19 protein-coding genes are annotated in these 24955 nt (G+C 63.2%); 7 read left to right on the forward strand and 12 right to left on the reverse strand.

From position 1 onward, the window contains the following. Positions 1-214: 214 nt before the first annotated feature. From AC07FD_RS05785 to AC07FD_RS05795, 3 genes are all read left to right on the forward strand, one after another. The gene (locus AC07FD_RS05785; RefSeq protein ID WP_478349049.1) at positions 215-496 is read left to right on the forward strand and encodes a hypothetical protein; all 282 of its coding nucleotides are present in this window, start codon (positions 215-217) and stop codon (positions 494-496) included. A 193-nt stretch (positions 497-689) separates the two neighbouring features. Beyond that, positions 690-1142: a DoxX family protein gene (locus AC07FD_RS05790; protein ID WP_478349050.1), complete on the forward strand. Its 453-nt coding sequence runs from the start codon at positions 690-692 to the stop codon at positions 1140-1142. Positions 1143-1245: 103 nt separating this feature from the next. Next, positions 1246-2223, forward strand: a complete 978-nt coding sequence (locus tag AC07FD_RS05795) for a complex I NDUFA9 subunit family protein (protein ID WP_478349051.1) — start codon at positions 1246-1248, stop codon at positions 2221-2223. Positions 2224-2315: 92 nt separating this feature from the next. Here the strand turns inward: AC07FD_RS05795 and AC07FD_RS05800 are convergent, their stop codons facing one another. Next, the gene (locus tag AC07FD_RS05800) at positions 2316-3683 is read right to left on the reverse strand and encodes a cytochrome P450 (RefSeq protein WP_478349052.1); all 1368 of its coding nucleotides are present in this window, start codon (positions 3681-3683) and stop codon (positions 2316-2318) included. A 211-nt stretch (positions 3684-3894) separates the two neighbouring features. Here AC07FD_RS05800 and AC07FD_RS05805 point away from each other — a divergent pair, with 211 nt between their 5' ends. From AC07FD_RS05805 to AC07FD_RS05820, 4 genes are all read left to right on the forward strand, one after another. Then, on the forward strand, positions 3895-4464 hold the full coding sequence (locus AC07FD_RS05805; protein ID WP_478349053.1) for an NADPH-dependent FMN reductase: 570 nt from the start codon (positions 3895-3897) through the stop codon (positions 4462-4464). A gap of 88 nt (positions 4465-4552) precedes the next feature. Further along, positions 4553-7183, forward strand: a complete 2631-nt coding sequence (locus AC07FD_RS05810) for a caspase family protein (protein ID WP_478349054.1) — start codon at positions 4553-4555, stop codon at positions 7181-7183. Between the two features lie 145 nt (positions 7184-7328). Then, positions 7329-9800 carry a DNA topoisomerase (ATP-hydrolyzing) subunit B gene (gene gyrB / locus AC07FD_RS05815; RefSeq protein ID WP_095082955.1) on the forward strand — a complete coding sequence of 824 codons (2472 nt, stop codon included), beginning with the start codon at positions 7329-7331 and terminating at the stop codon, positions 9798-9800. A gap of 240 nt (positions 9801-10040) precedes the next feature. Continuing rightward, entirely contained in the window at positions 10041-10952 is a 912-nt protein-coding gene (locus AC07FD_RS05820) for a hypothetical protein (RefSeq protein WP_478349055.1), read from the forward strand. 92 nt (positions 10953-11044) lie between these two features. On the opposite strand, the gene AC07FD_RS05825 is transcribed toward AC07FD_RS05820, so the two are convergent. The 11 genes from AC07FD_RS05825 to AC07FD_RS05875 form a co-directional block, all read right to left on the reverse strand. Next, entirely contained in the window at positions 11045-12523 is a 1479-nt protein-coding gene (locus AC07FD_RS05825) for a hypothetical protein (protein WP_478349056.1), read from the reverse strand. 135 nt (positions 12524-12658) lie between these two features. Further along, entirely contained in the window at positions 12659-14056 is a 1398-nt protein-coding gene (locus AC07FD_RS05830) for an NAD(P)(+) transhydrogenase (Re/Si-specific) subunit beta (protein ID WP_477412994.1), read from the reverse strand. A gap of 6 nt (positions 14057-14062) precedes the next feature. Next, positions 14063-14488 (reverse strand): proton-translocating transhydrogenase family protein, encoded by a 426-nt coding sequence (locus AC07FD_RS05835; RefSeq protein ID WP_091581083.1) that lies wholly within the window; start codon positions 14486-14488, stop codon positions 14063-14065. Then, positions 14488-15768 (reverse strand): Re/Si-specific NAD(P)(+) transhydrogenase subunit alpha, encoded by a 1281-nt coding sequence (locus AC07FD_RS05840; protein ID WP_478349057.1) that lies wholly within the window; start codon positions 15766-15768, stop codon positions 14488-14490. The genes AC07FD_RS05835 and AC07FD_RS05840 overlap by 1 nt, the downstream gene beginning before the upstream one ends. A gap of 84 nt (positions 15769-15852) precedes the next feature. Then, a complete protein-coding gene (locus AC07FD_RS05845) occupies positions 15853-16077 on the reverse strand; it encodes an aa3-type cytochrome c oxidase subunit IV (RefSeq protein WP_095082965.1) in 225 nt (74 codons plus the stop codon). A gap of 277 nt (positions 16078-16354) precedes the next feature. Further along, positions 16355-16504, reverse strand: a complete 150-nt coding sequence (locus tag AC07FD_RS05850; RefSeq protein WP_019862764.1) for a DUF3096 domain-containing protein — start codon at positions 16502-16504, stop codon at positions 16355-16357. A gap of 116 nt (positions 16505-16620) precedes the next feature. Next, entirely contained in the window at positions 16621-17328 is a 708-nt protein-coding gene (locus AC07FD_RS05855) for an N-acyl amino acid synthase FeeM domain-containing protein (RefSeq protein WP_478349125.1), read from the reverse strand. A gap of 248 nt (positions 17329-17576) precedes the next feature. Next, a complete protein-coding gene (locus tag AC07FD_RS05860) occupies positions 17577-19892 on the reverse strand; it encodes a putative bifunctional diguanylate cyclase/phosphodiesterase (protein WP_478349058.1) in 2316 nt (771 codons plus the stop codon). Between the two features lie 140 nt (positions 19893-20032). After that, a complete protein-coding gene (locus AC07FD_RS05865; protein WP_478349059.1) occupies positions 20033-23512 on the reverse strand; it encodes an indolepyruvate ferredoxin oxidoreductase family protein in 3480 nt (1159 codons plus the stop codon). 200 nt (positions 23513-23712) lie between these two features. Further along, positions 23713-24249, reverse strand: a complete 537-nt coding sequence (locus tag AC07FD_RS05870; RefSeq protein WP_478349060.1) for a hypothetical protein — start codon at positions 24247-24249, stop codon at positions 23713-23715. Then, positions 24242-24853: a CGNR zinc finger domain-containing protein gene (locus AC07FD_RS05875; RefSeq protein ID WP_477225156.1), complete on the reverse strand. Its 612-nt coding sequence runs from the start codon at positions 24851-24853 to the stop codon at positions 24242-24244. The genes AC07FD_RS05870 and AC07FD_RS05875 overlap by 8 nt, the downstream gene beginning before the upstream one ends. Between the last annotated feature and the right edge of the window lie 102 nt (positions 24854-24955).

Raw genomic sequence — 24955 nt, forward strand, 5'->3', positions numbered from 1 at the left:
TGAAGACTGTCCGCCCAAGGCGAGCTGCGGTGCAAATTTTCTTTGCGTGCTGCTGAACCTTTCAGCGCATCGCAGCGACCCAGCTATGTCCAGGGCAAGGCGAGCTTGCCCGATCCACACCGAGGGGAACAGCAACCCGAAAGCGAAAGCCTGTTTCACGCAGGGGATGTCCCTTTGCGCCTCGAAAACCCACCCAAATCAAAAGGAAATTGCCATGACCAACACCAAGCTCACCATGCTGACCGCCGTCCTTCTTCTCGGCTCGTTCATGGGCGCCACACAGGCTGCCTCCTTGAAGGCCTCGCCGGTCAAGCCGTCCGCGCCCGGCGTCATCGCCGCTCCGAGCGGCGGCGCCACCGAGGATCATTACTGCAAGAACGGCCATGCAAAATTCGCCAACTGCAGCGCCGATTTCATCGCGGCCTGCAAGAAGGTTGGCGGCACCATGTCGGATGTCCAGGGCTGGGGTGGGCGTACTTGCTTCACGCCCTCCTGATACCGTCTCAGGTCAGGCCGCTCCGTCGGCCCCTGGCTTCGCATGATGTCACCCGGAAAACCCCGCTGCGGCGGGGTTTTCTGTGTTTCGTTCTATGGCCCCAAACATGATGATGAAAGTTAACTTTTGTTAACTTGACTTGATGGGAGCCATCGGGCGTTTGCAAGGGACTATCACAAAAACAGGAGCTACGATGTCCGTGACCACTGACGCCTCCCGCGGCAAGCTGATCGTTCCAGTGCTTGGCCGCCTGTATTCGTCGCTGCATGACGCCGGTGAAACCGTTCTTCGCGTCGTCGCCGGTGCGTTCCTGGCCATCCATGGCTCGCAGAAGATCACCAATCCTTTCGGCGCCGCCGAAATGGTCGAGGGCCTCGGCTTCTATCCCGGCGCCTTGTGGTCGTTGCTTCTGGCCTGCACGGAATTCTTCGGCGGCATCTTCATTGCCATCGGCCTTTTAACGCGGCCGGCCGCCTTTGCTGGCCTGTTTGTGCTGCTGGTCACGGTCTGGTTCCACTGGGTCACGATGAGCCAGGGCTTTTCGGGTGCCGAGAAGTCGCTTCTGTGGGTGGCGATGCTGCTCTTCTTCGTCATTCGAGGCGGCAACCGCCACTCAGTCGACGCCCGCATCGGCAAGGCGTTCTAACAGATCGAAACAGGGGTGACGCGACCACGCGTCGCCCTTTGCCTTTGGCGCGAAACGGATTATGAAACGGCTTCAGCTAACCTTGCGAGCGCCGGAGCCAGCCATGACCGAAATCCTGCAGACCCCAAAGCTCGTCGTCGTCTTTGGCGGCTCAGGCTTTGTCGGCCGCCATGTCGTGCGCGCGCTGGCCAAACGCGGCTATCGCATCCGGGTTGCCTGCCGGCGGCCTGATCTCGCCGGCCACCTCCAGCCGCTCGGCAATGTCGGCCAGATCCAGCCGGTGCAGGCCAATGTGCGCGTCCGCTGGTCGGTCGACCGCGCCGTGCAAGGTGCCGACCATGTCGTCAATCTGGTCGCCATCCTGCATCAGAGCGGCCGGCAGAAGTTCTCCACGGTGCATGAGTTCGGCGCCCGCGCGATGGCCGAAGCGGCGCGCGCCGTCGGCGCCGGCCTCACCCATATTTCAGCGCTTGGTGCCGATCTAGACTCCGGATCGGACTACGCACGCACCAAGGCGCTTGGCGAAAAGGCCGTCCTGGAGACGATCAGGGACGCCGTGATCTTCCGGCCGTCGATCATTTTCGGGCCCGAGGACAGTTTCTTCAACCGCTTCGCCAACATGGCGCGCTATTCGCCGGTGCTGCCGCTGATCGGCGGCGGCCAGACCAAGTTCCAGCCGGTCTATGTCGGCGACGTCGCCGAAGCGGTGGCACGCTCCGTCGACGGCAAGGTCGATGGCGGCCAGATCTACGAGCTTGGCGGCCCCAAGGTGCTGACCTTCAAGGAATGCATGGAAGAACTGCTTGAGGTCACCGAACGCAAGCGCCTGCTGGTGCCGGTGCCATGGTGGGTGGCGAATATGCAGGCCTCGATCCTCGGCCTCCTGCCCAATCCGCTGCTGACCAAGGACCAGGTGATGCAGCTGCGCGAGCACAACGTCGTTTCGGACGCGGCGGCCAAGGCCAACCGGACATTGGCCGGGCTTGGCATCCAGCCGCAATCGATCGCCACGATCCTGCCCAGCTACCTCTGGCGCTTCCGCGCCGCCGGCCAGTTCCAGCAGCGCAAGCCCGCAGCATAAGTCAATGCACGCGCGTAGCGCTTTCCCTTAGGGAATTGCGTCAAAACAAAGAGTTAGAGCCGTTCGCCGTTTCCGTGAAACGGAGAGCTGCTCTAACGCGGCGTGACCTGCATCGGCAATCCGCCTTGCGGCTGCGTGGTCAGCTTCTGCACCGGCCAGGGTTTCGTCTCGGCCGTGGTGTCGAAGCGGAAGCGCGACAGCATGATGGCGAGCGCGATGATCGCCTCCTGCATGGCGAAGCTGGCACCGATGCAGACGCGTGGGCCCGCGCCAAACGGCAGATACTGGAAGCGATCGATCTTCTCGCGGTTTCCCTGGTGGAAGCGCTCCGGCATAAAGGCGTCAGGGCGGTCCCACAGCTTCCTGTGGCGATGGACGACCCATGGCATGACCAGCACCGCAGCGTATTTCGGGATGTAAAGATCCTTCCACATTTCCGGCTCGATCGGCTCGCGATTGATCGACGGCGCCGGCGGATAGAGCCTGAGCGCCTCGTCGAAAGCCGCGCGCGTGGACGGCATCGCGTCGAGCCATTTCGTCGGATCGGGCTCGCGCGCCAGCACCCGGTCAATCTCCTGCTCGACCCTGTCGCGCTCCCATGGCGATTCCGCGAGACAGTAAAGCGTCCAGCCGAGTGCACGCGCCGTGGTCTCGTGGCCGGCGCCGATGAAGGTGATGATGTTATCCTCGACCTCGGCCCGCGTCAGCCCGTCGGGCCCCTCGGCCTTGAGCAGGAGCGTCAGGAAATCCTGCGGCACGGCCTCGGGGTCGCGCTTGAATTTCTGTTCGCGCATTTTGACCGTGTCGGTGACGATCTTGCGGAAATAGGCCATGGTCTTGCGACCACGGATGCGGGTGAGCCGTGGCAGCCAATCGGGCGCGCGCAACAGGTCGAGCGGATCGACGCGGCCCATGGTCTCGAACAGCCGGTCGATCTCATTGGCAAAACTGCCCGGCTGGCCAGCGATCTCGCCGGAAAACAGCGTCTCGGCCAGGATGTCGTAAGTGAGCAGCGTCATGTCATGGGCGATGTCGGATGTGCCCCCACGCTCGTAGCGGGTGACGAACTCTTGCGTGCGCCTGAGCATCGGCTCGGCGAAGCCGAAGATGTGGCGCGGTGTGAACACCGGCGCCATCGCCTTGCGCGAACGCTTCCAGACCTCGCCCTCGGCGGTCAGCAGGCCGTCGCGGAGTATCGGCCGCAGGATCTTCTGGCGCACCGTCGCCATCTTGTAGTTCTTGGCGTTGTCGACCAGCACGTGACGGATGAGGCCGGGATCGTTGGCGACGACCAGATGTCCACCAATGCCATTCACCGAAATCCAGGGCTCGTTGTAGGTATGCTCGCCCCACAGTTCGAGAGGGTTGCGGTAGACGATGCGGATCATCTCCAGCGTCGAGGGCGGCGTCGTGCGCGGCTTTGGCGCCGGGGGAACGAAGGGGGCGGGCTGGACGTCCATGGAGTGCTCCGCTGATACCTCAATGTAGTGGCTGGCAATCCAGGCGTCCATGTGACCGAAACGCAGACCGAAACCGCGGCAGCCAAGACGCGAACTCAGGCAATCTGTTCATCTGATCGTGACCGCTGCGCCGGCGACCTCGCCTTGTCCCAAAGGATGCTCTGCCCTAGTGACAGTCACCAACAGATACTGCCAATCGAAGGAGCCCGCCTTGAAGCACCAGTTGAACATCATCATCGGCAGCACGCGGCCCGGCCGTGCCGGACCGGTTTTTGCCGAATGGCTGGAGGCATTCGCGCGCGAGCACGGGAAATTCGAACCGGTGCTGACCGACATCGCCGCGTTCAATCTGCCGGTTCTGGACGAGCCGCATCACCCCAAGCTTGGCAACTATCAGAACGACCACACCAAGGCCTGGTCGAAGGCGATCGATGCCGCCGACGCCTTCGTCTTCGTGGCGCCGGAATACAATTATTTCGCCGCTCCGGCGATCATCAACGCCATCGACTATCTGGCGCGCGAGTGGAAATACAAACCCGCCGCCATCTTCAGCTATGGCGGCGTCTCCGGCGGCCTGCGCGCAGCGCAGGCGCTCAAGCCGCTGCTGACTTCGGTGGGCATCATGCCGATCCCCGAAGGCGTTGGGCTGCCGCTCTATCAGAAACTGCTCGAGTCCGACGGCTCTTTCCGACCGAGCGAGCAGGTGCAGGGCGGAACCAGGACCATGCTGGACGAGCTGTTGCGCTGGAGCGAGGCGCTGAAACCGATGCGGGCCGCCTGAAGAGCCGGTTTCGGCCAAAGGCGCGGCTTGCTCGCGCCATAAAGAGGTGGAATGTTCGCGCAAATGAATGAGCCGGGGGCGGTTCGACTTGCGCTTGCTGTTTGCCTTGCTGCTGATGTTCGCGACCACCGCCACGGCGTTGGCGGAGCGGCGCGTGGCGCTGGTCATCGCCGACGACGACTATCGCCTGGTCCGGCCGCTCGCCAATCCCCTCAATGACGGCGAAGCGATGGAAGCAGCGCTGAAGAAGCTCGGCTTCGAGGTCGTCCTCGAAACCAATCGCGATCTCAGGAGCATGCGGCGTGCGCTCGACGATTTTCGCGAGGATGCCAAGGGCGCCGACGTGGCGCTAGTCTATTTCTCCGGCCATGGCGTCGAAATCTCAGGCGACAACCGGCTGCTGCCGATCGATGCCGACGCCTCGTCGCTCGATGCACTGGAAAAGACCAGCCTGCCGCTGGAGGACGTGCGCGACGCGGTCGCCGCCACCGCCAAGGTCGGACTGATCGTGCTCGACGCCTGCCGAAGTGACCCCTTCACGGGAAGCAGCGGAGAAGGGCGCGGCGCGACCTCATTGGCAAAGGATGTCGCCGACAAGGTCAAGCCAGGTCTCGGACGGATTGGCCGCGCGGAGAACATCCTGTTCGCCTTCTCGGCCGCCCCCGGCGAGACGGCCGCCGACGGAACCGGCCAGAATTCGCCATTCACGACGGCGTTGACCAAATATCTTGGCACCGACGGGCTCGAGATCCGCTCGGTGCTGACGCTGGTGCAGCAGGAGGTCTATGACCTGTCGCGCGGAAAACAGCTGCCTTATGTCGAGAGCGGCCTGCCGAAACTGTTCTTTGCCGCCGCGGCCAAGGAGCAGTTGCCGGAGCGCGAACGCCTGCTGCTCGCCATGGCCGACGTGACGCCGGAAATGCGCGGCCAGGTGGAACAGATCGCCAGCGACGCCGACATGCCGCTGGCGCCGCTCTATGGCGCGCTGATCGGTTCCGACACCAGCCATTTGTCGGCGGACAGTCTGAATGCCCGGCTGCGTGAAGCGGCCGACGCCTTCGTCAAGGTGCGCAGCGAAATGAAAACGCTCGCGGCCGACGATCCGCAAGTGACGGAATTGCGCCGGCAGGCCGCGGAGCAGCTTTCGCTCGGTGCCTTCGATGGCGCACGCGCGATGCTTGCCAAGGCCGCCGACATTGACAGTGTCTCAAGCAACGCCTTGAAGGCCAACTTCGTCAGCCGCACGCTTTCCGAAGCCGCGACGCGTTTTCTCTCCGGTGGTGCGGCGCGCGCGGACCTCGACTACGCCACGGCCATCAGCGACTATGAATTGGTGCTGGCCCTCTATGGCGAGGCCGGGCAGACCTCGCTCAGCCTGGAACAGGCCGACCGCCAGAGCCGCACGCTGGAGGAACTCGGTGTTCTCTATACGACGGTCGGCAATATCGAGGCGGCCGGCCGCGCCTTTTCCGCACTGTTGGCCAACCTCGAGCAGCGATCGCTTCAGGAAACCGATCCCAGCGTCAAACGCGATCTCGCCATCAGCCATATCAAGCTCGCCAACATAAGGATGGCGCAAGGCGACCTGCCAACCTCCCTGGAAAACTATGAGGCGGCCAGGGACATGCTGCAGGACCTGACCACAAATGTGCCGGACAAGAAGGACTGGCTCGGCGATCTTGCCATGGCCAACGACAAGATCGGCAACGTTCTGGCGACGCAAGGCGATGTGAGCGCCGCGGCCCAAGCCTATCAACAAAGCCTCTCGATCAAGCAACAGTTGGCCGATGCGGAGCCGGGCCGCGCCGATCTGCTCAATGATCTGACAATCACCTATGACGAAATCGGCGAACTTGCCCGTACTGCCGGTCAGTTGGATGGCGCCCAGACAGCGTTGGAAGAGAGCCTGAGAATTCGGTTGGCGCTGGCCGAGAACAAGCCCGATGACGCGCGACGCCAACGCGCTGTCTCAGTCAGCCAAACCAGGATCGGTGATCTGCTGCGGGAGCGCGGCGACGCCACCGGTGCGCTCGCGGCCTTCAACAAGAGCCAGGCGATCGCCGAAGAGCTGGTGCGCCGCGACCCCAACGATACCGACTTGAAGCGCGACCTGTCGATTGGTTACTCCAAGATCGGCAATGCTCTCCGCGACCAGAAGAACTGGCCGCCAGCACTTGCTTCCTATCAGCAAGCGCTGGCCATAGCGCGTGATCTTGCAACGAGCGATCCGAGCAACGCAGACTGGCAGCGCGACCTGTCGGTCTGTCTGGAAAAGGTTGCCGGTGTGCTTGATGTCCAGGGCGATGTCAGCGGCGCACTGCAAAATTATCGGGACAGTCTTGCCATCGCCGACCGGCTGGCCAAGCTAGACCCAGCCAATTCCGACTGGCAACGCGACCTGTCGATTACGCTCTCGGAGATTGGCATGCTGGAGACCAAACAGCGTCATTTTGAGGGCTCCAGCGAGGCCTTTGAAGCCAGCCTCGACATCCGCCAGCGACTGGCCAAGTCCGATCCGAACAATGCGATCTGGCAATTTGATCTGGTACAGGCCTACATCAACTATGCGTATGTCGCGAAGGATCCGAAGGCTGTCCTGACCAAGGCGCTGGACCTGACACTGGAGCTCGACCGCACGGGCCGGCTGGCGCCCAGAGATAAATCCACGATCAAATATTTGCGCGGCCTTCTCGCCAAATTCGGCGCTCGAAAAAAATAGCCGGCTGCCGGCTCGGGATTCGGCCCGGAAATGCCTGCAAACCTTGGAAAAACCGCCTTTAGCGCCTATATCTAGGCAATATCAGAGGCGCGATTCGGGGCCGATTTTTAGCACCGTGCAAGCGGCATCCAGACAACAGGTTTTCATGAGCGATCAGATCGACAACAACAACGGCGCTGAAGCCGAATACGGCGCCGATTCCATCAAGGTTTTGAAGGGGTTGGATGCCGTCCGCAAACGCCCCGGCATGTATATCGGCGACACCGACGACGGTTCCGGCCTGCATCACATGGTCTATGAGGTGGTCGACAACGCTATCGACGAGGCCCTGGCCGGTCATGCCGACCTCGTCACGGTGACGCTCAACCCCGATGGTTCGGTCACCGTGATCGACAATGGCCGCGGCATTCCGACCGATATCCACACCGGCGAAGGCATTTCCGCGGCCGAAGTGATCATGACGCAGCTGCATGCCGGCGGCAAGTTCGACCAGAATTCCTACAAGGTGTCGGGCGGCCTGCATGGCGTCGGCGTCTCGGTGGTCAACGCGCTTTCGGCATGGCTGAAATTGAAGATCCGCCGCAACGGCCAGATCTTCGAGATGAGCTTCACGCACGGCAATGCCGACGCGCCGCTGAAGGCCACCGGCAGCTACGAACAGCACAAGGTTGCCGGCACCTATGAAGGGCGCAGCGGCAGCGAGATCACCTTCTTCCCGTCGGCCGAAACCTTCACCATGGTCGAATTCGACTTCGGCACGCTGGAACACCGGCTGCGCGAACTCGCCTTCCTCAATTCCGGCGTGCGCATCGTTTTGACCGATGCCCGCCATGCCGACATCGTGCGCCATGAACTGCACTATGATGGCGGCCTCGAGGAATTCGTCAAATATCTCGACCGCGTCAAGAAACCGCTGATCGACAAACCGGTCGCCATCAAGGCCGAGCGCGACGGCATCACCGTCGAAGTGGCGATGTGGTGGAACGACAGCTACCACGAGAACGTGCTGGCCTTCACCAACAACATCCCGCAGCGCGACGGCGGCACCCATCTGGCCGGTTTCCGCGGTGCGCTGACCCGTCAGATCACCGGCTATGGCGATTCCTCGGGCCTGACCAAGAAGGAAAAGGTCTCGCTGATCGGCGACGACTGCCGCGAAGGCCTGACGGCGGTGCTGTCGGTCAAGGTTCCCGATCCAAAGTTCTCGTCGCAGACCAAGGACAAGCTGGTCTCGTCGGAAGTCCGTCCGGTTGTCGAAGGGCTTGTCAACGAAGCGCTCGGCACCTGGCTGGAAGAACACCCGAGCGAGGGCAAGGTGGTCATCGAGAAGGTGATCCAGGCCGCGGCGGCGCGTGAAGCCGCGCGCAAGGCGCGCGACATCACCCGCAAGAGCTCGCTCGGCGTCACCTCGCTGCCCGGCAAGCTGGCCGACTGCCAGGAGCGCGACCCGGCGAAATCCGAAATCTTCATCGTCGAGGGCGATTCCGCCGGCGGCTCGGCCAAGGGCGGCCGTTCGCGCCAGAACCAGGCGATCCTGCCACTGCGCGGCAAGATCCTCAATGTCGAACGGGCCCGCTTCGACCGCATGCTCGGCTCCGACATGATCGGCACGCTGATCACCGCGCTCGGCACCTCGATCGGCAAGGACGAGTTCAACGCCGACAAGCTGCGCTACCACAAGATCATCCTGATGACCGACGCCGACGTGGACGGCGCCCATATCCGCACCTTGCTGCTCACCTTCTTCTTCCGGCAGATGCCGGAACTGATCGAGCGCGGCCATCTCTACATCGCCCAGCCGCCGCTCTACAAAGTGACGCGCGGCAAGAGCTCGCAATACATCAAGGACGAGAGCGCCTTCGAGGAGTTCCTGATCGGCTCGGGGCTCGAAGAAGCATCGCTTTCTCTGGGCTCGGGCGAAGTTCGCACCGGACAGGATCTGCGCAGCGCCATCGACGATGCGCTGGCGGTGCGGCAGCTGATCAACGGGCTGCACACGCGCTACAACAGAGGCGTGGTCGAACAGGCGGCGATCGCCGGCGGGCTCAACCCCGACGTCTTCACAGATCTCGGCCGCGCCGATGCCATGGCGGAGCGGATTGCAAAACGCCTCGACATCATCGCCGAGGATACCGAGCGCGGCTGGACCGGCCGCATGTCGACTTCGAACGAAGGCGTCGGTGGCTATGTGTTCGAGCGTACGGTGCGCAGCGTCAAGGAATACGCGCATCTCGACCTGGCGCTGATCAATTCGGCCGATGCCCGTCAGCTCGACCGCTACGCACAGCGCCTCAGCGAGGTCTACGGGACGCCGCCGGTGCTGCGCCGCAAGGATGTCGCCGAAACCATCTCGGGGCCGCTGGCGCTGCTCAACGCGGTCTTTGCGACCGGCCGCAAGGGGCTGACCATGCAGCGCTACAAGGGTCTCGGCGAGATGAACGCCGAACAGCTCTGGGAAACCACGCTTGACCCGAATGTGCGGTCGCTGCTGCAGGTCAAGGTCAACGACGCCACCGACGCGGACAGTCTGTTCTCGCGGCTGATGGGCGACGAGGTGGAGCCGAGGCGGGAGTTCATCCAGGACAACGCCTTGTCGGTCGCCAACCTGGATATTTGATCTCCCTGGATATTGATCTCCGGCATTGGCGCGCTGCGGCGCGCCAATTTGTTCCATCCGAGGCAAACAAAATCATTTCATAACCCGCCGGAACGGAAGTCCCCGAGGGACATTGTGACAGTATCGATCACAATTTCTGACAGGAGGCCTTCATGGGACGCGGTATCTTGCTCTGGCTACTTGGAATCCCGATTCCAATCATCATTTTGATCATGCTTTTCGTACGGTAGGGGGAAATTCATGCAGTCCACCCTATCGGCTGTCGACGTTTCCGCTTCCACTGAATCCTCCACTCCTGCCGTCAGCTGGGGACCGATCATCGCCGGTGCCTTCGCGGCCTCGACATTGACCTTGATCCTGATGCTGCTCGGCTCAGGGCTAGGTCTCACCATGGTGTCACCCTGGGCGGGCTCAGGCGCGTCGGTCACCACCTTCGCGGTGTCCACCGCGATCTGGCTGATCGTCGTGCAATGGCTGTCCTCCGGTGTCGGCGGCTACCTTGCAGGGCGCCTGCGCACCAAATGGGTCGGCATCCATACCGACGAGGTCTATTTCCGCGACACCGCCCACGGCTTCCTCGCTTGGGCGTTGGCCACCTTGCTCGTCGTCGGGGTGCTTGGCTCGGCCCTCTCCGCTGCGCTGGGGTCAGGCGTGCAGGCGGTCTCGACCGTCGCTTCGGGTGCCGTCATGGGCGCGTCGGCCGGTGCCTCCGCCGGCGGCGCTTCGACCGACAATGCGACGTCTTATCTGGTGGATTCGCTGTTCCGCCCGGCCGATGCGGGCAAGCTCGCAGTAGCCAATCCGGACAGTGATGCCGCCGCGGTCGGGCAAGCCTCGCGCATCCTGATCGCCGGCGCTGCGGCAGGAGAGATTTCGGCCGACGACAAGACCTATCTGTCGCAACTGGTCGCTGCCCGCACCGGCCTTTCGGAGGCAGATGCCAAGGCGCGGGTCGACGCGATCCTTGCCAAGGCTCAGGACGCCAAGGTCAAGGCACAGCAGACCGCCGACGCCGCCAGGAAGGGCAGCGCGACCTTTGCGCTGCTTGGTGCGCTGTCGCTGGCCATCGGCGCCTTCATCGCAAGTGCTGCGGCGGCCCTCGGCGGCAGGCAGCGCGACGACGAGGAGGCGGTGTTCCTGACCGGCCGCTGATTTTGGGGCGAAACAAATCAATCCACTCCGGGCCAAGCCCGGAGTGGATTTCTGTTTGAATTGCCATGCAGTGCGGTGGGATCTCTCTGTTCTTATCGTTTGGCAGTCGCCGGCGCTTGGCTCGGCTCCAGCTTCCGGCCAAGATCGACAGCGTCGCGCAGCACGGCAAGATGCGTGCGCGGCACAACGCCGGCCGACGCGGCGACCTCGACGCCGGTTGCCGCCAGCGACCAATAGAGCGTGTGCGTGAAGATGCGGCCGAGGGAGCCGCGCAGCTCGACCTGGACATTCTCCACGCCGGGGCCGAAATTCTCGGTCATCGGTCCGGAAATCGGGTCGCCGGTCAGCCAGCCATTGCCCCTGTCGAAGATGTTGGTCCATCGCGTTGCGGCAAACACCGCGCCATGATGCACCGCCCGTTGCGGTTTGCCTGAAGGACTGCGCCCTTCCTGATAGAGGATAGTGCCTCCGGCTGCGGCCCCTTCGGCGATTGGCGGACAGGCTGAGAACAGCCGCTCAGCGATGCCGCGCCGGAACTCGGCGAGGTCATACGTCACCAGAAACTCGCTGTGGGTCAGCGGACTGCCGAGCGTGACGAAATCGCTGATCTTCCATGGCAGCGGATGGTCGGCGTCTTTCGTGCGCAGCTGTCGGTAGAGCTCCCACTGATCACCCTGCAAACCGGCGAGGTCGTCCAGTCTATCCGGCCACGCGGAACCGCCGGAACTGAGTGTCGCCTTGTCGATGGCGCGGATCGCTTTCAGTTTCGCCTTGTCGCGGATGGCCTCCAGGTTTCGGGGTCTGAAATCGGCCCACAATATCTGCAAGAGATCATAGGCGATCATCGATCCCAGACTGTGCGAGACGAGCACGATCCGGTCGTAGGTATCGTCCAACATCAGGCGCTTCAGCAGCCTGAGGCCGCGCTCGCGGATCAGCGCGCGCTTCTCGACTGTCGCCGCTTCCGCGCGCACATAGGCGGCGACATCGCCGAAATAGGGAAGGCCGAACCGGTCGACCGACCAGATGACGAATGAGGCCAGGATCGTGACGAGCACGCCGGCGGCCCAGGACACGTAGCCTTGCCAAACCGACGTCGCCAGCGCCAGCGTCGCGCACAGGACGACGATGACCGCAAAGAGGGTGACGAGATAGAGCTTGCGGGCGTCGCGCGGAATGTCGGCGGGCTTGCGCCACAGCAGGTTCGTCACCCAGGCCGCGAGCCGGCCCCGTGTGGTGCCTTGCGTGATGTCGGCCCAGTAAAGCTCGTAGAAATCGGTGCGACGGCCATCGACATCGTAAGGTGTCGTGATGCGGCGAAGCTCATACGAATTTGTCCGGCTGTCGGGTGTGATCCAGCTCTGGTTGATCTTAGCGCCGGCGGGGTCGGCCGGATCGGCGACATGGGCATAGAACGGTGCACGGGCGGGGTCATGGCTCCAGACCGCCTGGACAAAGCCCCGCAGCGTATCCATGGGCCGCTGTTCGCCCATGCCATGCACGATCACCACCGCCTGGCTGAGCTTGCGCGGCGCTTTTGGGGTGGCCTGTGATGCGATGGGGTCGGGCACCAACGTCTCCGTTGACGACAATCCCGTCGACGGGACGGGCATTCGTCATCGTAGCCCCGAAACCGCCGTCAAGCCAAGAAAAAGCCCGGCGCGAGGCCGGGCGTTTCTTGGCGCATCTCAGTGCTGATCCGCTGATCAGTGATCCATAGCCTTGACGATCTCTTCGGTCATCTTCTTGGCATCACCGAGCAGCATCATGGTGCCGTCCTTGTAGAACAGCGTGTTGTCGATGCCGGCATAGCCGGAGCCGAGCGAGCGCTTGACGAACAGGCAGGTGCGGGCCTTGTCGACGTCGAGGATCGGCATGCCGTAGATCGGCGAGGACTTGTCATCGCGGGCGGACGGGTTGGTGACGTCGTTGGCACCGATGACATAGGCGACATCGGCCTGCGCGAACTCGGAGTTGATGTCCTCGAGCTCGAACACCTCGTCGTAGGGCACGTTAGCCTCGGCCAAGAGCACGTTCATGTGGCCCGGCATGCGGCCGGCGACGGGGTGGATCGCATATTTGACGTCGACGCCGTTGGCCTTGAGCTTGTCGGCCATCTCGCGCAGCGCATGCTGCGCCTGGGCCACCGCCATGCCGTAGCCGGGCACGATGATGACCTTCTGCGCGTTCATCATCAGATAGGCCGCATCGTCGGCCGAACCCTGCTTGACCGTGCGCTCGATGCCGTCATCGGCCGCTGCCGCCGTCTCGCCGCCGAAGCCGCCGAGGATGACCGAGATGAACGAGCGGTTCATGCCCTTGCACATGATGTAGGACAGGATCGCGCCGGACGAGCCGACCAGCGCGCCGGTGATGATCAGCGCCAAGTTGCCGAGCGTGAAGCCAAGGGCGGCCGCTGCCCAGCCGGAATAGGAGTTGAGCATCGAGACGACGACCGGCATGTCGGCGCCGCCGATCGGGATGATCAGCAGGATACCCAGCACCAGCGATGCCGCGACGATCAGCCAGAACACCAGCTTCGATTCCGTCGTGACCAGAAGCACGATCAACACAATGAGCGCGATGCCAAGCGCGGCGTTGATGAAGTGGCGGCCGCCGATCATGATCGGCTTGCCCGACATGCGTCCGTCTAGCTTGAGGAAGGCGATGACCGAGCCGGTGAAGGTGATGGCGCCGATGGCGACGCCAAGGCTCATCTCGATCAGGGCCTGGGCATGGATGTCGCCGGCCGTGCCGATGCCGAAGCTTTCCGGCGCATAGATGGCCGCGGCGGCCACCATGACGGCGGCAAGACCGACCAGCGAGTGGAAGGCCGCGACCAGCTGCGGCATCGAGGTCATGGCGATGCGGCGCGCGGTGATGGCGCCGACGCCGCCGCCAATGGCAAGGCCAAGCACGATCAAGCCGAAACGGCCGGCCGACGGGGTTGCCAGCGCCAGCGTGGTGGCGATGGCGATGCCCATGCCGATCATGCCGTAGAGGTTGCCCTGGCGGCTGGTGGTCGGATGCGACAAGCCACGCAGCGCCATGATGAACAGGACGCCGGAAACCAGATAAAGGAAGGACGCGAAGTTGGCGTTCATGGCGCTCTACTTGTCCTTCTTCTTGTACATGGCCAGCATGCGCTGGGTGACGAGGAAACCGCCGAAGATGTTGACCGACACCAGCATCAGCGCGACGAAGCCGAAGCCGGCGGCAATGCCGGAGGCGGCGATGCCGACGGCAAGCAGGGCGCCGACGACGATGACCGAGGAGATGGCGTTGGTGACGGCCATCAGCGGCGTGTGCAAAGCGGGGGTCACCGACCAGACGACGTAGTAGCCGACGAAGATCGCCAGCACGAAGATGGCGAAGCGGAATACAAAGGGATCGATGGCACCGCCCGACAGCGCATGCGCTGCATCACCGGCCGCCTCGGCGCCGCCGGGCGCGGTCGCCATGTTCTGTACCGCCAGCCGAACGGCGGCGGAGGCCTGGTCGAGCTGGTCGAGGGCTTTCTGCAGGGTCTGATCCATCACGCAATGCCTTTCGACTTCGACGAGGGCGACTTGGGTGCGGCCGGTTTCTTGGGCGCGGCCTTCTTTGCAGCCGGTTTGGCCGAAGCATCGGCGACCATGGTGGTGGCCGGGATCGCGGCGGGTTCGACATGAGGCTGCTGGTCGGCCTTGGCGAAGGCCGGATGGACCACCTTGCCGCCATCGGTCAGCATCGTTGCCTTGACCAGGTCGTCATCGCGGTTGATGGCAAGCGTCTTGGTGGTCTTGTCGACCAGCGTCTCGAGGAAAGCGAACAGGTTCCTGGCGTAAAGCAGCGAGGCGGATGCGGCGACGCGGCCCGGCACATTGAGATGGCCGACGATCTTGACGTTGTTGGCCGTGGTGACGACCTTGCCGGCTTCAGCGCCCTCGACATTGCCGCCGCGCTCGACCGCCAGATCGACGAGCACCGAGCCCGGCCTCATCGAGGCGACCATGGCCGCCGACACCAGCTTCGGCGCCGGCCGGCCGGGGATCAACGCCGTCGTGATGACGATGTCCTGCTTGGCGATGTGCTCGGCGGTGAGTGCCGCCTGCTTGGCCTGATATTCCTTCGACATTTCCTTGGCGTAGCCGCCTGCCGTCTCGGCCGCCTTGAATTCGTCGTCCTCGACCGCCAGGAATTTTGCGCCGAGCGAGGCGACCTGTTCCTTGGCGGCGGGGCGCACGTCGGTGGCGGTGACGACCGCACCGAGGCGACGCGCGGTGGCGATCGCCTGCAGGCCGGCGACGCCGACGCCCATGATGAAGACCTTCGCCGCCGGCACCGTGCCCGCCGCCGTCATCATCATCGGCAAGGCGCGATCATACTCCGAAGCGCCGTCGATCACCGCCTGGTAGCCGGCGAGATTGGCCTGCGAAGACAGCACGTCCATCGATTGCGCCCGGGTGATGCGCGGCATGAACTCCATCGAGAAGGCGGTGACGCCGGCTTTGGCCAGGGCCGCCACGGCGGCGTCATTGCCATAGGGATCCATGATGGCGATGACAGCCGTACCGGGCTTGTAGCCCTTCAGCTCAGTATCCGTCGGCCGGCGGACCTTCAGCACCACATTGGCCTTGGCGACATCGCCGGCCTTGCCGATGGCGGCACCGGCCTTGGCGAACTCCTCGTCGGGGATGCGCGACCTCGTGCCGGCACCGGTCTCGACGACGACATCGAAGCCAAGCCCCGCCAGCCGTTTCACCGTGTCAGGCGAAGCCGCTACGCGCGGCTCGTTGGCATCGAGTTCACGAGGGATGAAAACCGTCTGTCCCACCGCATGATCCTTTCGGCCGGCGCTGTTTCCCGCAAGACGCCGACCGGCCTCGCGGCGGCGCCGTGGACAAGGTGTCGGAAAAATCTATCGGAGGATAAAGGCGCCGGCGGCCAGAATCAGAATGAACAGGATGGTCGCCGAAAAGAAGCCGCCCGCAAAGAAGCCGAAAGCCATCGCCAGGAGTATGGCGCCGCAAAAGAGCGATCCGTATTTGGCCAGCATGAGAAAGCCCGCATAGGTGCGGTCATGCTCGGCATAGTCCATCTTCGCGCCCAGTTCGACAGGACCGGTCGGCGTGTGATCAGCCATAGCAATACCCCTTCGAAGACATCTTTCAGGCACATAGCGAAAAGCCGAGCCGAGAGCAATGGCGCTATTGCCGCATCGCAGCCGACAACTGCCTCAAAGGAAAATTGAAGCCGGCTCCCCGAACCCGACCACAGGCGGCACCGGCGACCCTGTCAGCGGAACTGAACGCGCTGTGATAATTTCACATTTTCGGCGACATCAACCATCTCATGCAGGAAGATGCGCCCGAGGCGATCGTCGCCGCGACGCTGCGTTTCTTCGCCGGCTGACGGACGCTTCAGCCGGCAAGATGGGGGAAAAGCCCGAGAAGACCGACGACGATCAGATAGAGCGCGACAATGTAGTTCAACAGCCGAGGCATGATGAGAATCAGGACGCCGGCGATCAGCGAGATGAGCGGCGTGAGCGCGAGCTGCGAGATGTGCATGTCGGGTTCCTTCAAAGACTTCGCGGCGATGCCCGGGGCGCGGCAGCGCCCTTGACGTCATCCAGAACGCGGAAGTGGCCGGAAAGCTCCAGGCGCTTCGCCAAAATCGCGCGGCCTCAGGCGGCTTCGCGATAATATTTCGCTGTCGGCACGATGGACAAGGGTGTCAGTCGGTTGATGGCCGGATTGGCAAACATCAGCCGCTGTTCGGTCGGCGTCGACCTGAAGAATGGGAACCGTTCGAGTGTCAGGCGCATGTTTTCGCCGGCAGGGATTTCGAACAGTGCGATCGGAGTAAGAACGCCGGGAAACTCTTTGCCCTCAGTCCTCTGCACGGCATTGAAGTAACGGGAATAAAAATTGGAATGCTCGAGCTTGACTGGCGTAAGCACCGAGTCCTGGCCAAAGTAGCGCGAGGCCACCATGGCAAGCCTGAGTGTCAGAAAAGGCAGCACTCCGGGCGCCGGCGCGCTGTCGGGATCGGTTGCGAACCGGGTTCCGTCGATGAAGGTTTCTCCGCGGGCAAGTCGCTCGCTCAGTATTTCCGGATAGGCATCGACGGAGGGGGAATACGGGTGCTCGCTGGAAATGTAATGGAAGCGGATCGTGCTGACCAATTCGCCATAGCAATAGACACCGAACCGGTAGGAATTGGGCAGATTGTCCCAGCGATCCTCGAACATACCGCTGGCGATCGGACCGCACATGCCTGAGCGCAGGTAGGATTTATAGCGAAGTCGGTAGATCGCCTCCAGGTCCTCGCCTCCTGTAATAAGGCGATAATCGACATGCTCCAGCAGTTGCATGATCGATCGGTTCAACACCGAATCCCCAGCCGTGCTGACCCCGCCAGACGCACTCCATACAGCCCGTGCAGCATCCATTGTCTGTCCTCGAAAATTCCGCCTGCGGATAGGCTATTCGAGCTGAAATGAGACACAAGCTGAAATTCCGATATTGTTGATTTACCTTCTGTTAACGTTAATGGCCGGACGTCCGTTTGAAAATGTCTACTGATGAGTAACTCGCGTGAGGAGGAGGCTGCCAAGGGCCAACTTCGAAAAGCAGGATACTAACTGGCTGTCCGCTTGCCGGTGAGACGCAGGTCAGCGACGAATGGCCAGGTGGCACTCGACATCGTCTCGATACCCGACGCACTAAGCGCGGCGCCGAAGAGGAAGCCTTGCACGAGATCCGGTTTGACCTGCAAGGCCAGGATCTTGAGCTGCTCGAAGGTCTCTACACCTTCGACGGTCACGGAAAGTCCGAGCGGCCGTGACAGATTGACAATGCCCTTGAGCAGTTCGAGTGAGCGGCTGTTCTGAGTGACGTCTATCAGGAACGAACGGTCGATCTTGATCTTGTCGAGCGGCAGCTTGTGCAGGTAGCTCAGGCTCGAATAGCCGGTGCCGAAATCGTCGAGCGCAATGCGCACGCCAAGCTGCTTCAGCTCCTCGATGTACTGGCGCGTCAGCGACTTGTCGTCGAGCAACGCCGTTTCGGTGACCTCGATCTCGAGCCGACCGGCGGCGAGGCCGGAGCTGATCAACGCGTCACGAACCTTCTGGACGACGTCGCGGCTGCGGAAATCCTTGGCGGAGAGATTGACCGAGACGCTCGTCTGGTCCGGCCATTTGGCGCATTCGGTGCAGGCCGCCTGCAGCACGAAGGTGCTGATCTCGGAAATGATGCCCATTTCCTCGGCCAGCGGAATGAAGATGCTGGGCGAGATCGGCCCGAGATCTGGATGATCCCACCGGCACAGCGCCTCGCAGCTGGCGATACGCATGGTGTTCATCGCCACGATCGGCTGATAGACCACCCGCAGGGCCTTGCTTTCCACGGCGGTGCGCAGATCCGCCTTCATCAGCTGGCGGTTGCGGAAGGCGGCATCCATCGAGGCCTCGAACAGCCGCCAGCTGTTCTTGCCGAGTTCCTTGGCCTTGTAGAGCGCCAGGTCCGCCTTGACGATCATGGCGTCGACATCGGTATCCTTGACCCGCGACAGCACCGCGCCGCCGCTGGCCTGGATGCGCAGCCCGTGACCGGCGACGTCGACCTCACCCTGCAGGCCGGCGAAAGTCTCGTCGAGCTGGCCGGTCAGATGGCTCTCGTCCTCGACGCGGTCGAAGAAGATCATGAATTCGTCGCCGCCGAAACGGCTGACCGTGATGCCTTGCCCGGCAATGGCGGCAAGGCGCTCGGCCACGGCGTAGATCAACCCGTCGCCGATCGGGTGCCCAAGCGTGTCGTTGACGCTCTTGAAATCGTCGAGATCCAGCACTGCCAGCCCGCACAGACGGTCGCCGTCGCCGGACGCCATGGCCTCGCCGACCAGTTCGTGGAAATAGGCGCGGTTGGGCAGGCCGGTGAGGTTGTCGTAGCGTGCCATGAAGCGGATCTTGTCTTCCGCCTCGACACGGGCAGTGACGTCCTCGAAGGTGATGACGCCCAGCTCCTGGCTGCCCTCGCGAGCCGAGAATTCATAGTGCTGGCCGTTGGCGAGGGAAACCAGCACCTTGCGATCGCGGCCTTCCCGCAGGGCGCGCGTCAGCTGGGCTTCGATATAGCGGCAATCCTTCGGCGCCAGCATGCCGCCGGCGACACCGCGCATCAACAGACCGTGGATCGACCGCCCGAGCAGCGCATCCGGCGACTTGAGCGACATCAGATGCGCGGCCTCGGCATTGGCCACCGCCACCCGGCCGTTGGGGCCGAGCATGACAAGGCCGTGCGACATGGTGTTGAGGGCGCGATCGAACCTGAGGGCGAGCTTCCTCGCTTCCTTGTGGCCAATGACGGCCGAGAAAAGCACGTCGCGGACGTGATCGGCGCTGTTGATGGTGACGAAAGTCAACGGGATGATCATCAACCCGAGAACGACCGAAGGGACATCCATGCGCAGTAAGAGTGCTAGTGCCGCCGGACCAATGAAGGTCACGGAAAAAATCCGCACCATGCGCGGAGATCCGTAGTTCCGGCCAACAACCGTGACCAGGGTAGCAATGGCCAGCGACGTCGCGGCCAGTTCGGCAAAGGGGTCAGGGTACACATAGATCGAAATGAAGCATAGCGCGCCCAACCCGAGGCCCTGCAGGCTGCCCTTGAGGATGTAGTTGCGCTCCCACCGCCGCGCCTCGTCGACATTGGCTATGACACCGCCCGCCTTGCGGAAGGCGCGAATGCCGAAGTAGCGGAAAAGGCTGATGGACAGTAGAGTAAAAGAGAAAGCCAGGAACAACGGATTGTGCGTGCGAAAGTAGATCATGAATCCGAGGATCCAGTAGCATACGCCGCCAATCACCAGCATGTGGGCGTTGTCGAACAACGACCTCACAAACTGGATATAAACATCCGGTGGGATGTTTTCGGTCTTTGTCCTGCCCATTCGTCGGCCCAACGCTAAGCCCTGTCATGCCACGTCCGCCTTAAGAAAGGCTTAGAACAGTGGTTTCGGCTCGGTTGCCGAGGGCGCGCAGATGCAGGATCGGCTGAGAAACCAGACTTCAGGTAAACAAGGCGTATCGATCATTCGGCAGCCTGAAGTTTCGGCCGTTCCGGCGAGTTCGACAGACGTTCGAGCAGCCTTTTGCGTTCGCCGGCCGCCTTTTCGGCGCTGGCCCGGCGGACGTGGCCATAGCCGCGAATGAGAGCCGGCACCGAGGCCAGGGCAATTGCCGCATCGACCCCGGCCGGCGCCAGCGATCTGGCGACGAGGTCCAGATCCGCCTCGTACTGCACAAGAAGTTGCCGCTCCATGCGCCGCTCGGCGGTGTAGCCGAACAGGTCGAAGGCGGTGCCGCGCACACCTTTCATCGCCGCCAGCAGGCGAAAACCCTTCATCATCCAGGGGCCGAAGCTCGATTTCCTCGGTGTGCCGTCATTGCCGCGGCGGCCCATGATCGGCGGGGCGAGATGGAATTCGAGTTTCTCGTAACTCTGGAACTGCTTGCCCAATTCGGCGGCGAAGGAACCATCGGTGTAAAGCCGCGCCACCTCGTACTCGTCCTTGATGGCCATCAGCTTGAACAGGTTCCTGGCGGCAGCCTCCGACACCGCAGTCGAACCGGGCACGGCCTTGGCTTCGGCGGTGCGCAGGACGGCGATCCTTTCGGCATAATGCCTGCCGTAGGCGGCATTCTGGTAGGCGGTCAGGAAAGCAACGCGGCGGGCAATGATGTCATCCAGCGTCTCGGCGATCGCAGCGGCCTGCCCGGTCTTGCCCGGCTGGGCGACGAGGCCGCGCACGAAATCCGGCTGATGGGCGGCACGGCGGCCCCAGCGGAAGGCGGCGATGTTCATCGCCACGGCTTCGCCATTGAGTTCGATCGCCTTCTCGACAGCCTCGGCCGACAGCGGCAAGCCGCCGTGCTGGAAGGCAAAGCCGAGCATGAACATGTTGGCGCCGAGCGAATTGCCGAACAGCGTCGTGGCGGTGCGCGTGGCGTCGAAGAAATGCGCCTTGCCGTCCCCGGCGGCGGCACGGATCGCCTTCTTCAGACGCTCGATCGGCAACGAGAAATCGGCCGACCGGGCAAATTCGCCGGGCATGATCTCGGCGGTGTTGGCGAGAAAGATGGTGTGGCCCTCGCGCACCGCCGTCAGCACTTTCTTGGCGCCCGACACGACGAGATCGCAGCCAAGCACGAGATCGGCCTTGCCGGCCGAGACGCGGATGGCATGGATGTCGTCAGGGGTACGGGCGATGCGGACATGGGTGAACACCGAGCCGCCCTTCTGGGCAAGGCCGGCCATGTCGATCATGCCGCAGCCCTTGTCCTCGAGATGGGCCGCCATGCCGAGCACCGCACCGACGGTGACGACGCCGGTGCCGCCTACACCGTCGATGATCGCCGCCCAGCCCTGCTCGCCAAGCGGGAATTCGGCGGGCGTCGGCACGCCGTCGAGCGGGTCGGCCTTACCGGCCGTACCCTCGGCCTTGCGGATCTTGGCGCCGTGCACGGTGACAAAGGACGGGCAGAAGCCGTTGACGCAGGAGAAATCCTTGTTGCAGCTCGACTGGTCGATCCTGCGCTTGCGGCCGAATTCGGTCTCGACCGGCTGGATCGAGACGCAGTTCGACTGCACGCCGCAATCGCCGCAGCCTTCACAGACCAGTTCGTTGATGAAGACCCGCTTGTCGGGATCGGGAAAGGTGCCGCGCTTGCGGCGGCGGCGCTTTTCGGCCGCGCAGGTCTGGTCGTAGAGCAGCACCGACACGCCTTTGACGCTGCGCAGCTCGCGCTGGACGAGATCGAGGTCGTCGCGGTGATGGATGGTGGCGCCGATCGGGAATTCGGCCTTGCCGACATATTTGTCCGGCTCATCGGTGACGATGGCGATGCGGTCGATCCCTTCGGCCCGCACTTGCCTGGCGATCATGTCGACGGTCAGGCCGCCTTCGTGCGGCTGGCCGCCGGTCATGGCGACGGCATCGTTGTAGAGGATCTTGTAGGTGATGTTGGCGTCGGTCGAGAGTGCGAAGCGGATCGCCAGCGTGCCGGAATGGTTGTAGGTGCCGTCGCCGAGATTCTGGAAGATGTGGTCGCGCTTCGAGAACGGCGCCTGGCCGACCCATTGCGCGCCCTCGCCGCCCATCGCGGTGAAGCCGAGGGTGTTGCGGTCCATCCACAGCGCCATGAAATGGCAACCGATGCCGGCAGCGGCGATCGAGCCGTCCGGCACCTTGGTCGAGGAATTGTGCGGGCAGCCGGAACAGAAGAACGGCGTGCGCGAGCCGATGTCGGTGGCATCCGCAAGCATCGCCTGGAACTGGCGCAGCTTTGCCACCCGCGCCGAGATTTCTTCGGACGGACCGATCGTCCGCACGATCCTCTCGCCAAGCGCGATGGCGATCTCGTTGGGGTCGAGCGCGCCCTTGGCCGGAAACAGCCAGTCGCCGCGCTCGTCCTTCTTGCCGACAATGACCGGCTGCGTGGCGGTGCCGTAAAGGCTTTCGCGCAATTGCACCTCGATCAGCGAGCGCTTCTCCTCGACGACGACGATGGTGTCGAGGCCGCGGGCAAAGTCGGCGATATGCTGCAGGTCGAGCGGCCAGGGACAGCCAACCTTGAACAGCCGTACGCCAATGCGGTTGGCGGCCGCCTCGTCGATGCCGATGTCCTCCAGCGCCTGGCGGACATCGAGATAGCTCTTGCCCAGCGTGATGATGCCGAGCTTCGGGTTGCGGCCGCCCGAATAGACGATGCGGTTCAGCCCGTTGGCATGGATAAAGGCGGAGGCAGCGGCGCGCTTGTATTCATGCAGCCGCTCCTCCTGGCCGAGCATGTCGATCTCGTGGCGGATGTTGAGGCCACCGGGCGGCATGTCGAAATCGGGCACGACGATGTTCAGCCGTTCGAGCGAGGCATCGACCGAGGCCGTCGATTCGATGTTGTCCTTGACGCATTTGATCGCCGCCCAGGTGCCAGCAAAGCGCGACATGGCAAAGCCGTAGAGTCCGTAATCGATGATCTCCTGGACGCCGGCCGGGTTGAGGATCGGCACCATCGTGTCGACGAACAGGAATTCGGTGGCGTGCGCGTTGGTTGATGATTCGGCCATGTGGTCGTCGCCCATCAGGGCGAGCACACCGCCATGTTTGGACGAGCCGGCGAGATTGGCGTGGCGGAACACGTCTCCCGAACGATCCACGCCCGGCCCCTTGCCGTACCAGACCGAAAAGACGCCATCGTGGGTGCCCTCGCCCAGCAGTTCCGCCTGCTGCGATCCCCAGCAAGCGGTGGCGGCAAGCTCCTCGTTGAGGCCGGGCTGGAAGACGATTTCGGCCTGGGCGAGCTGCTTCTTGGCCTTCCACAACTGCATGTCGAGCCCGCCGAGCGGTGAGCCGCGATAGCCGGAAACGAAGCCCGCCGTGTTGAGGCCGGCGCGACGGTCGCGCTCGCGCTGCATCAGAAGCATGCGGATGACCGCCTGCGCACCGGACAGGAAGATGCGCTCCTTTGCGAGGTCGAACTTGTCGTCGAGCGCGACATCGTGCAGCGTCATCAGGCATTTCCTCTGCGGAGGCCACGTGGGAGCAGGCAGCCAACGTTCGGAGTCGGATGACGCATCCTTTCTCCCCTTGCAAGGCAGGTCAAACAAAATCGAAGGTACCAGGCAACGCGCAACGAACGGTCCGCGGCGATCACGAATCGGGTGTGTAACCACTCCACGGACGCTGCCTAGCGCACTAAAATATCTGCGCGTCAGATGCCTTTGGAGCAATCCGGCTTCGGTTCGCCCGGCAACTTGCCGTCGGGATGGCCGACGAGATCGGGATTGGCCGTGTAGAGCTGATCGATGACCAGCGGCCGGTCGGGCAGCACTGACTGGTCCTCCGTCGACATCAAGGTGGTGTCGATCTTTTGCAGGATCGCGCCATCGGCGCCCTTGATGCTGATGGCAATCGCATAGGGCTTGTTCTTGACGACGCAAGTCAGGGCCGGGCTCTCCAGGGTCACCTTGTCGAGCTTCGGCCAGACCTTCTGCTCGACCACCAAAGGCGCGCCGCCGGCGGGATCCTGGAAGCTGGCGACCGCCAGCTGGCCGTCCGCCATCGGCTGCAGCGGCCGTAGCGTGACGACATAGGTTGCCCTGGCGAGACGGTAGTTGAAGACGAATATCTTGCCGGAAATCTCGAACAGCTTGCCTTCGTCGTTGCCGGCATCGCGGCAGGCCCCGAGCGCAACGGCGGCAATCAATGCAGCGCCGACAACGATCGAGCGGGAAAGACTTCTAAGCATCCTTGACCTCATTGGCCGCCATGCGGCGGCGGCGATAGTGACGACTTGCCTTCTGACGGTTGCCGCATACCGCCATGTCGCACCAAAGACGGCTGGAATTGCGGCTTCTGTCGACGAACAGCCAGGTGCAGTTGGGACAGATCCGCAGCCTTGCGACGGTGTCGTCGCGCAGCAGCGACAGGGCGGAAACCGCCAGCGCCGCCTCGAAGGCGATCGGCGTCACCGGGTCGCCGAACGGCCTTCCCGGCGCCCCGATTTCGGTCTGGCTGCCAGCCAGCCCCTCAGCGCAGGCGCTCAGGAACCCGGGCAGATCGGCGGTGGCAACCGTGCCTTTCGACACCGCGCCACGAAACAGCCGGTCCGTCGCCTCGCGGATCGACAGCACGACGGGCGCGATTGCCACCGGCGACGATACCGCCAGTTGCCGGTCGCCCAGCTCGGCGGCGCGAAAGCCGCTCGCCGCGTCGGCAAAGCGGGCGATCTCGGCCGGATCATCGAAGCGGTCGAACGTCTTCTCCGGATCGCCGCGCAGCACCACGGTGTTCGCCGTGTCGAGCGCAAGCAGGCCACCGGTGAAGCGGTGCGGGGTCCAGGATACCGTCATGCCCGAAATCTAACCGATAAATCACATTTGACAAGTTAGATTCCGCGATGCAAACCTTGGTGGGGATGCGGTTCCCCCAGCTTTTTTGAACATGTCGTCGTC

The organism is Mesorhizobium waitakense (assembly GCF_056431085.1).

Excerpts from the sequence above, each read along its gene's own strand:
- AC07FD_RS05785 (WP_478349049.1), top strand. The coding sequence starts at position 215 with ATGACCAACACCAAGCTCACCATGCTGACCGCCGTCCTTCTTCTCGGC.
- AC07FD_RS05790 (WP_478349050.1), top strand. The coding sequence starts at position 690 with ATGTCCGTGACCACTGACGCCTCCCGCGGCAAGCTGATCGTTCCAGTG.
- AC07FD_RS05795 (WP_478349051.1), top strand. The coding sequence starts at position 1,246 with ATGACCGAAATCCTGCAGACCCCAAAGCTCGTCGTCGTCTTTGGCGGC.
- AC07FD_RS05800 (WP_478349052.1), bottom strand. The coding sequence starts at position 3,683 with ATGGACGTCCAGCCCGCCCCCTTCGTTCCCCCGGCGCCAAAGCCGCGC.
- gyrB (WP_095082955.1), top strand. The coding sequence starts at position 7,329 with ATGAGCGATCAGATCGACAACAACAACGGCGCTGAAGCCGAATACGGC.
- AC07FD_RS05820 (WP_478349055.1), top strand. The coding sequence starts at position 10,041 with ATGCAGTCCACCCTATCGGCTGTCGACGTTTCCGCTTCCACTGAATCC.
- AC07FD_RS05830 (WP_477412994.1), bottom strand. The coding sequence starts at position 14,056 with ATGAACGCCAACTTCGCGTCCTTCCTTTATCTGGTTTCCGGCGTCCTG.
- AC07FD_RS05835 (WP_091581083.1), bottom strand. The coding sequence starts at position 14,488 with ATGGATCAGACCCTGCAGAAAGCCCTCGACCAGCTCGACCAGGCCTCC.
- AC07FD_RS05845 (WP_095082965.1), bottom strand. The coding sequence starts at position 16,077 with ATGGCTGATCACACGCCGACCGGTCCTGTCGAACTGGGCGCGAAGATG.
- AC07FD_RS05850 (WP_019862764.1), bottom strand. The coding sequence starts at position 16,504 with ATGCACATCTCGCAGCTCGCGCTCACGCCGCTCATCTCGCTGATCGCC.
- AC07FD_RS05860 (WP_478349058.1), bottom strand. The coding sequence starts at position 19,892 with ATGGGCAGGACAAAGACCGAAAACATCCCACCGGATGTTTATATCCAG.
- AC07FD_RS05865 (WP_478349059.1), bottom strand. The coding sequence starts at position 23,512 with ATGACGCTGCACGATGTCGCGCTCGACGACAAGTTCGACCTCGCAAAG.
- AC07FD_RS05870 (WP_478349060.1), bottom strand. The coding sequence starts at position 24,249 with ATGCTTAGAAGTCTTTCCCGCTCGATCGTTGTCGGCGCTGCATTGATT.
- AC07FD_RS05875 (WP_477225156.1), bottom strand. The coding sequence starts at position 24,853 with ATGACGGTATCCTGGACCCCGCACCGCTTCACCGGTGGCCTGCTTGCG.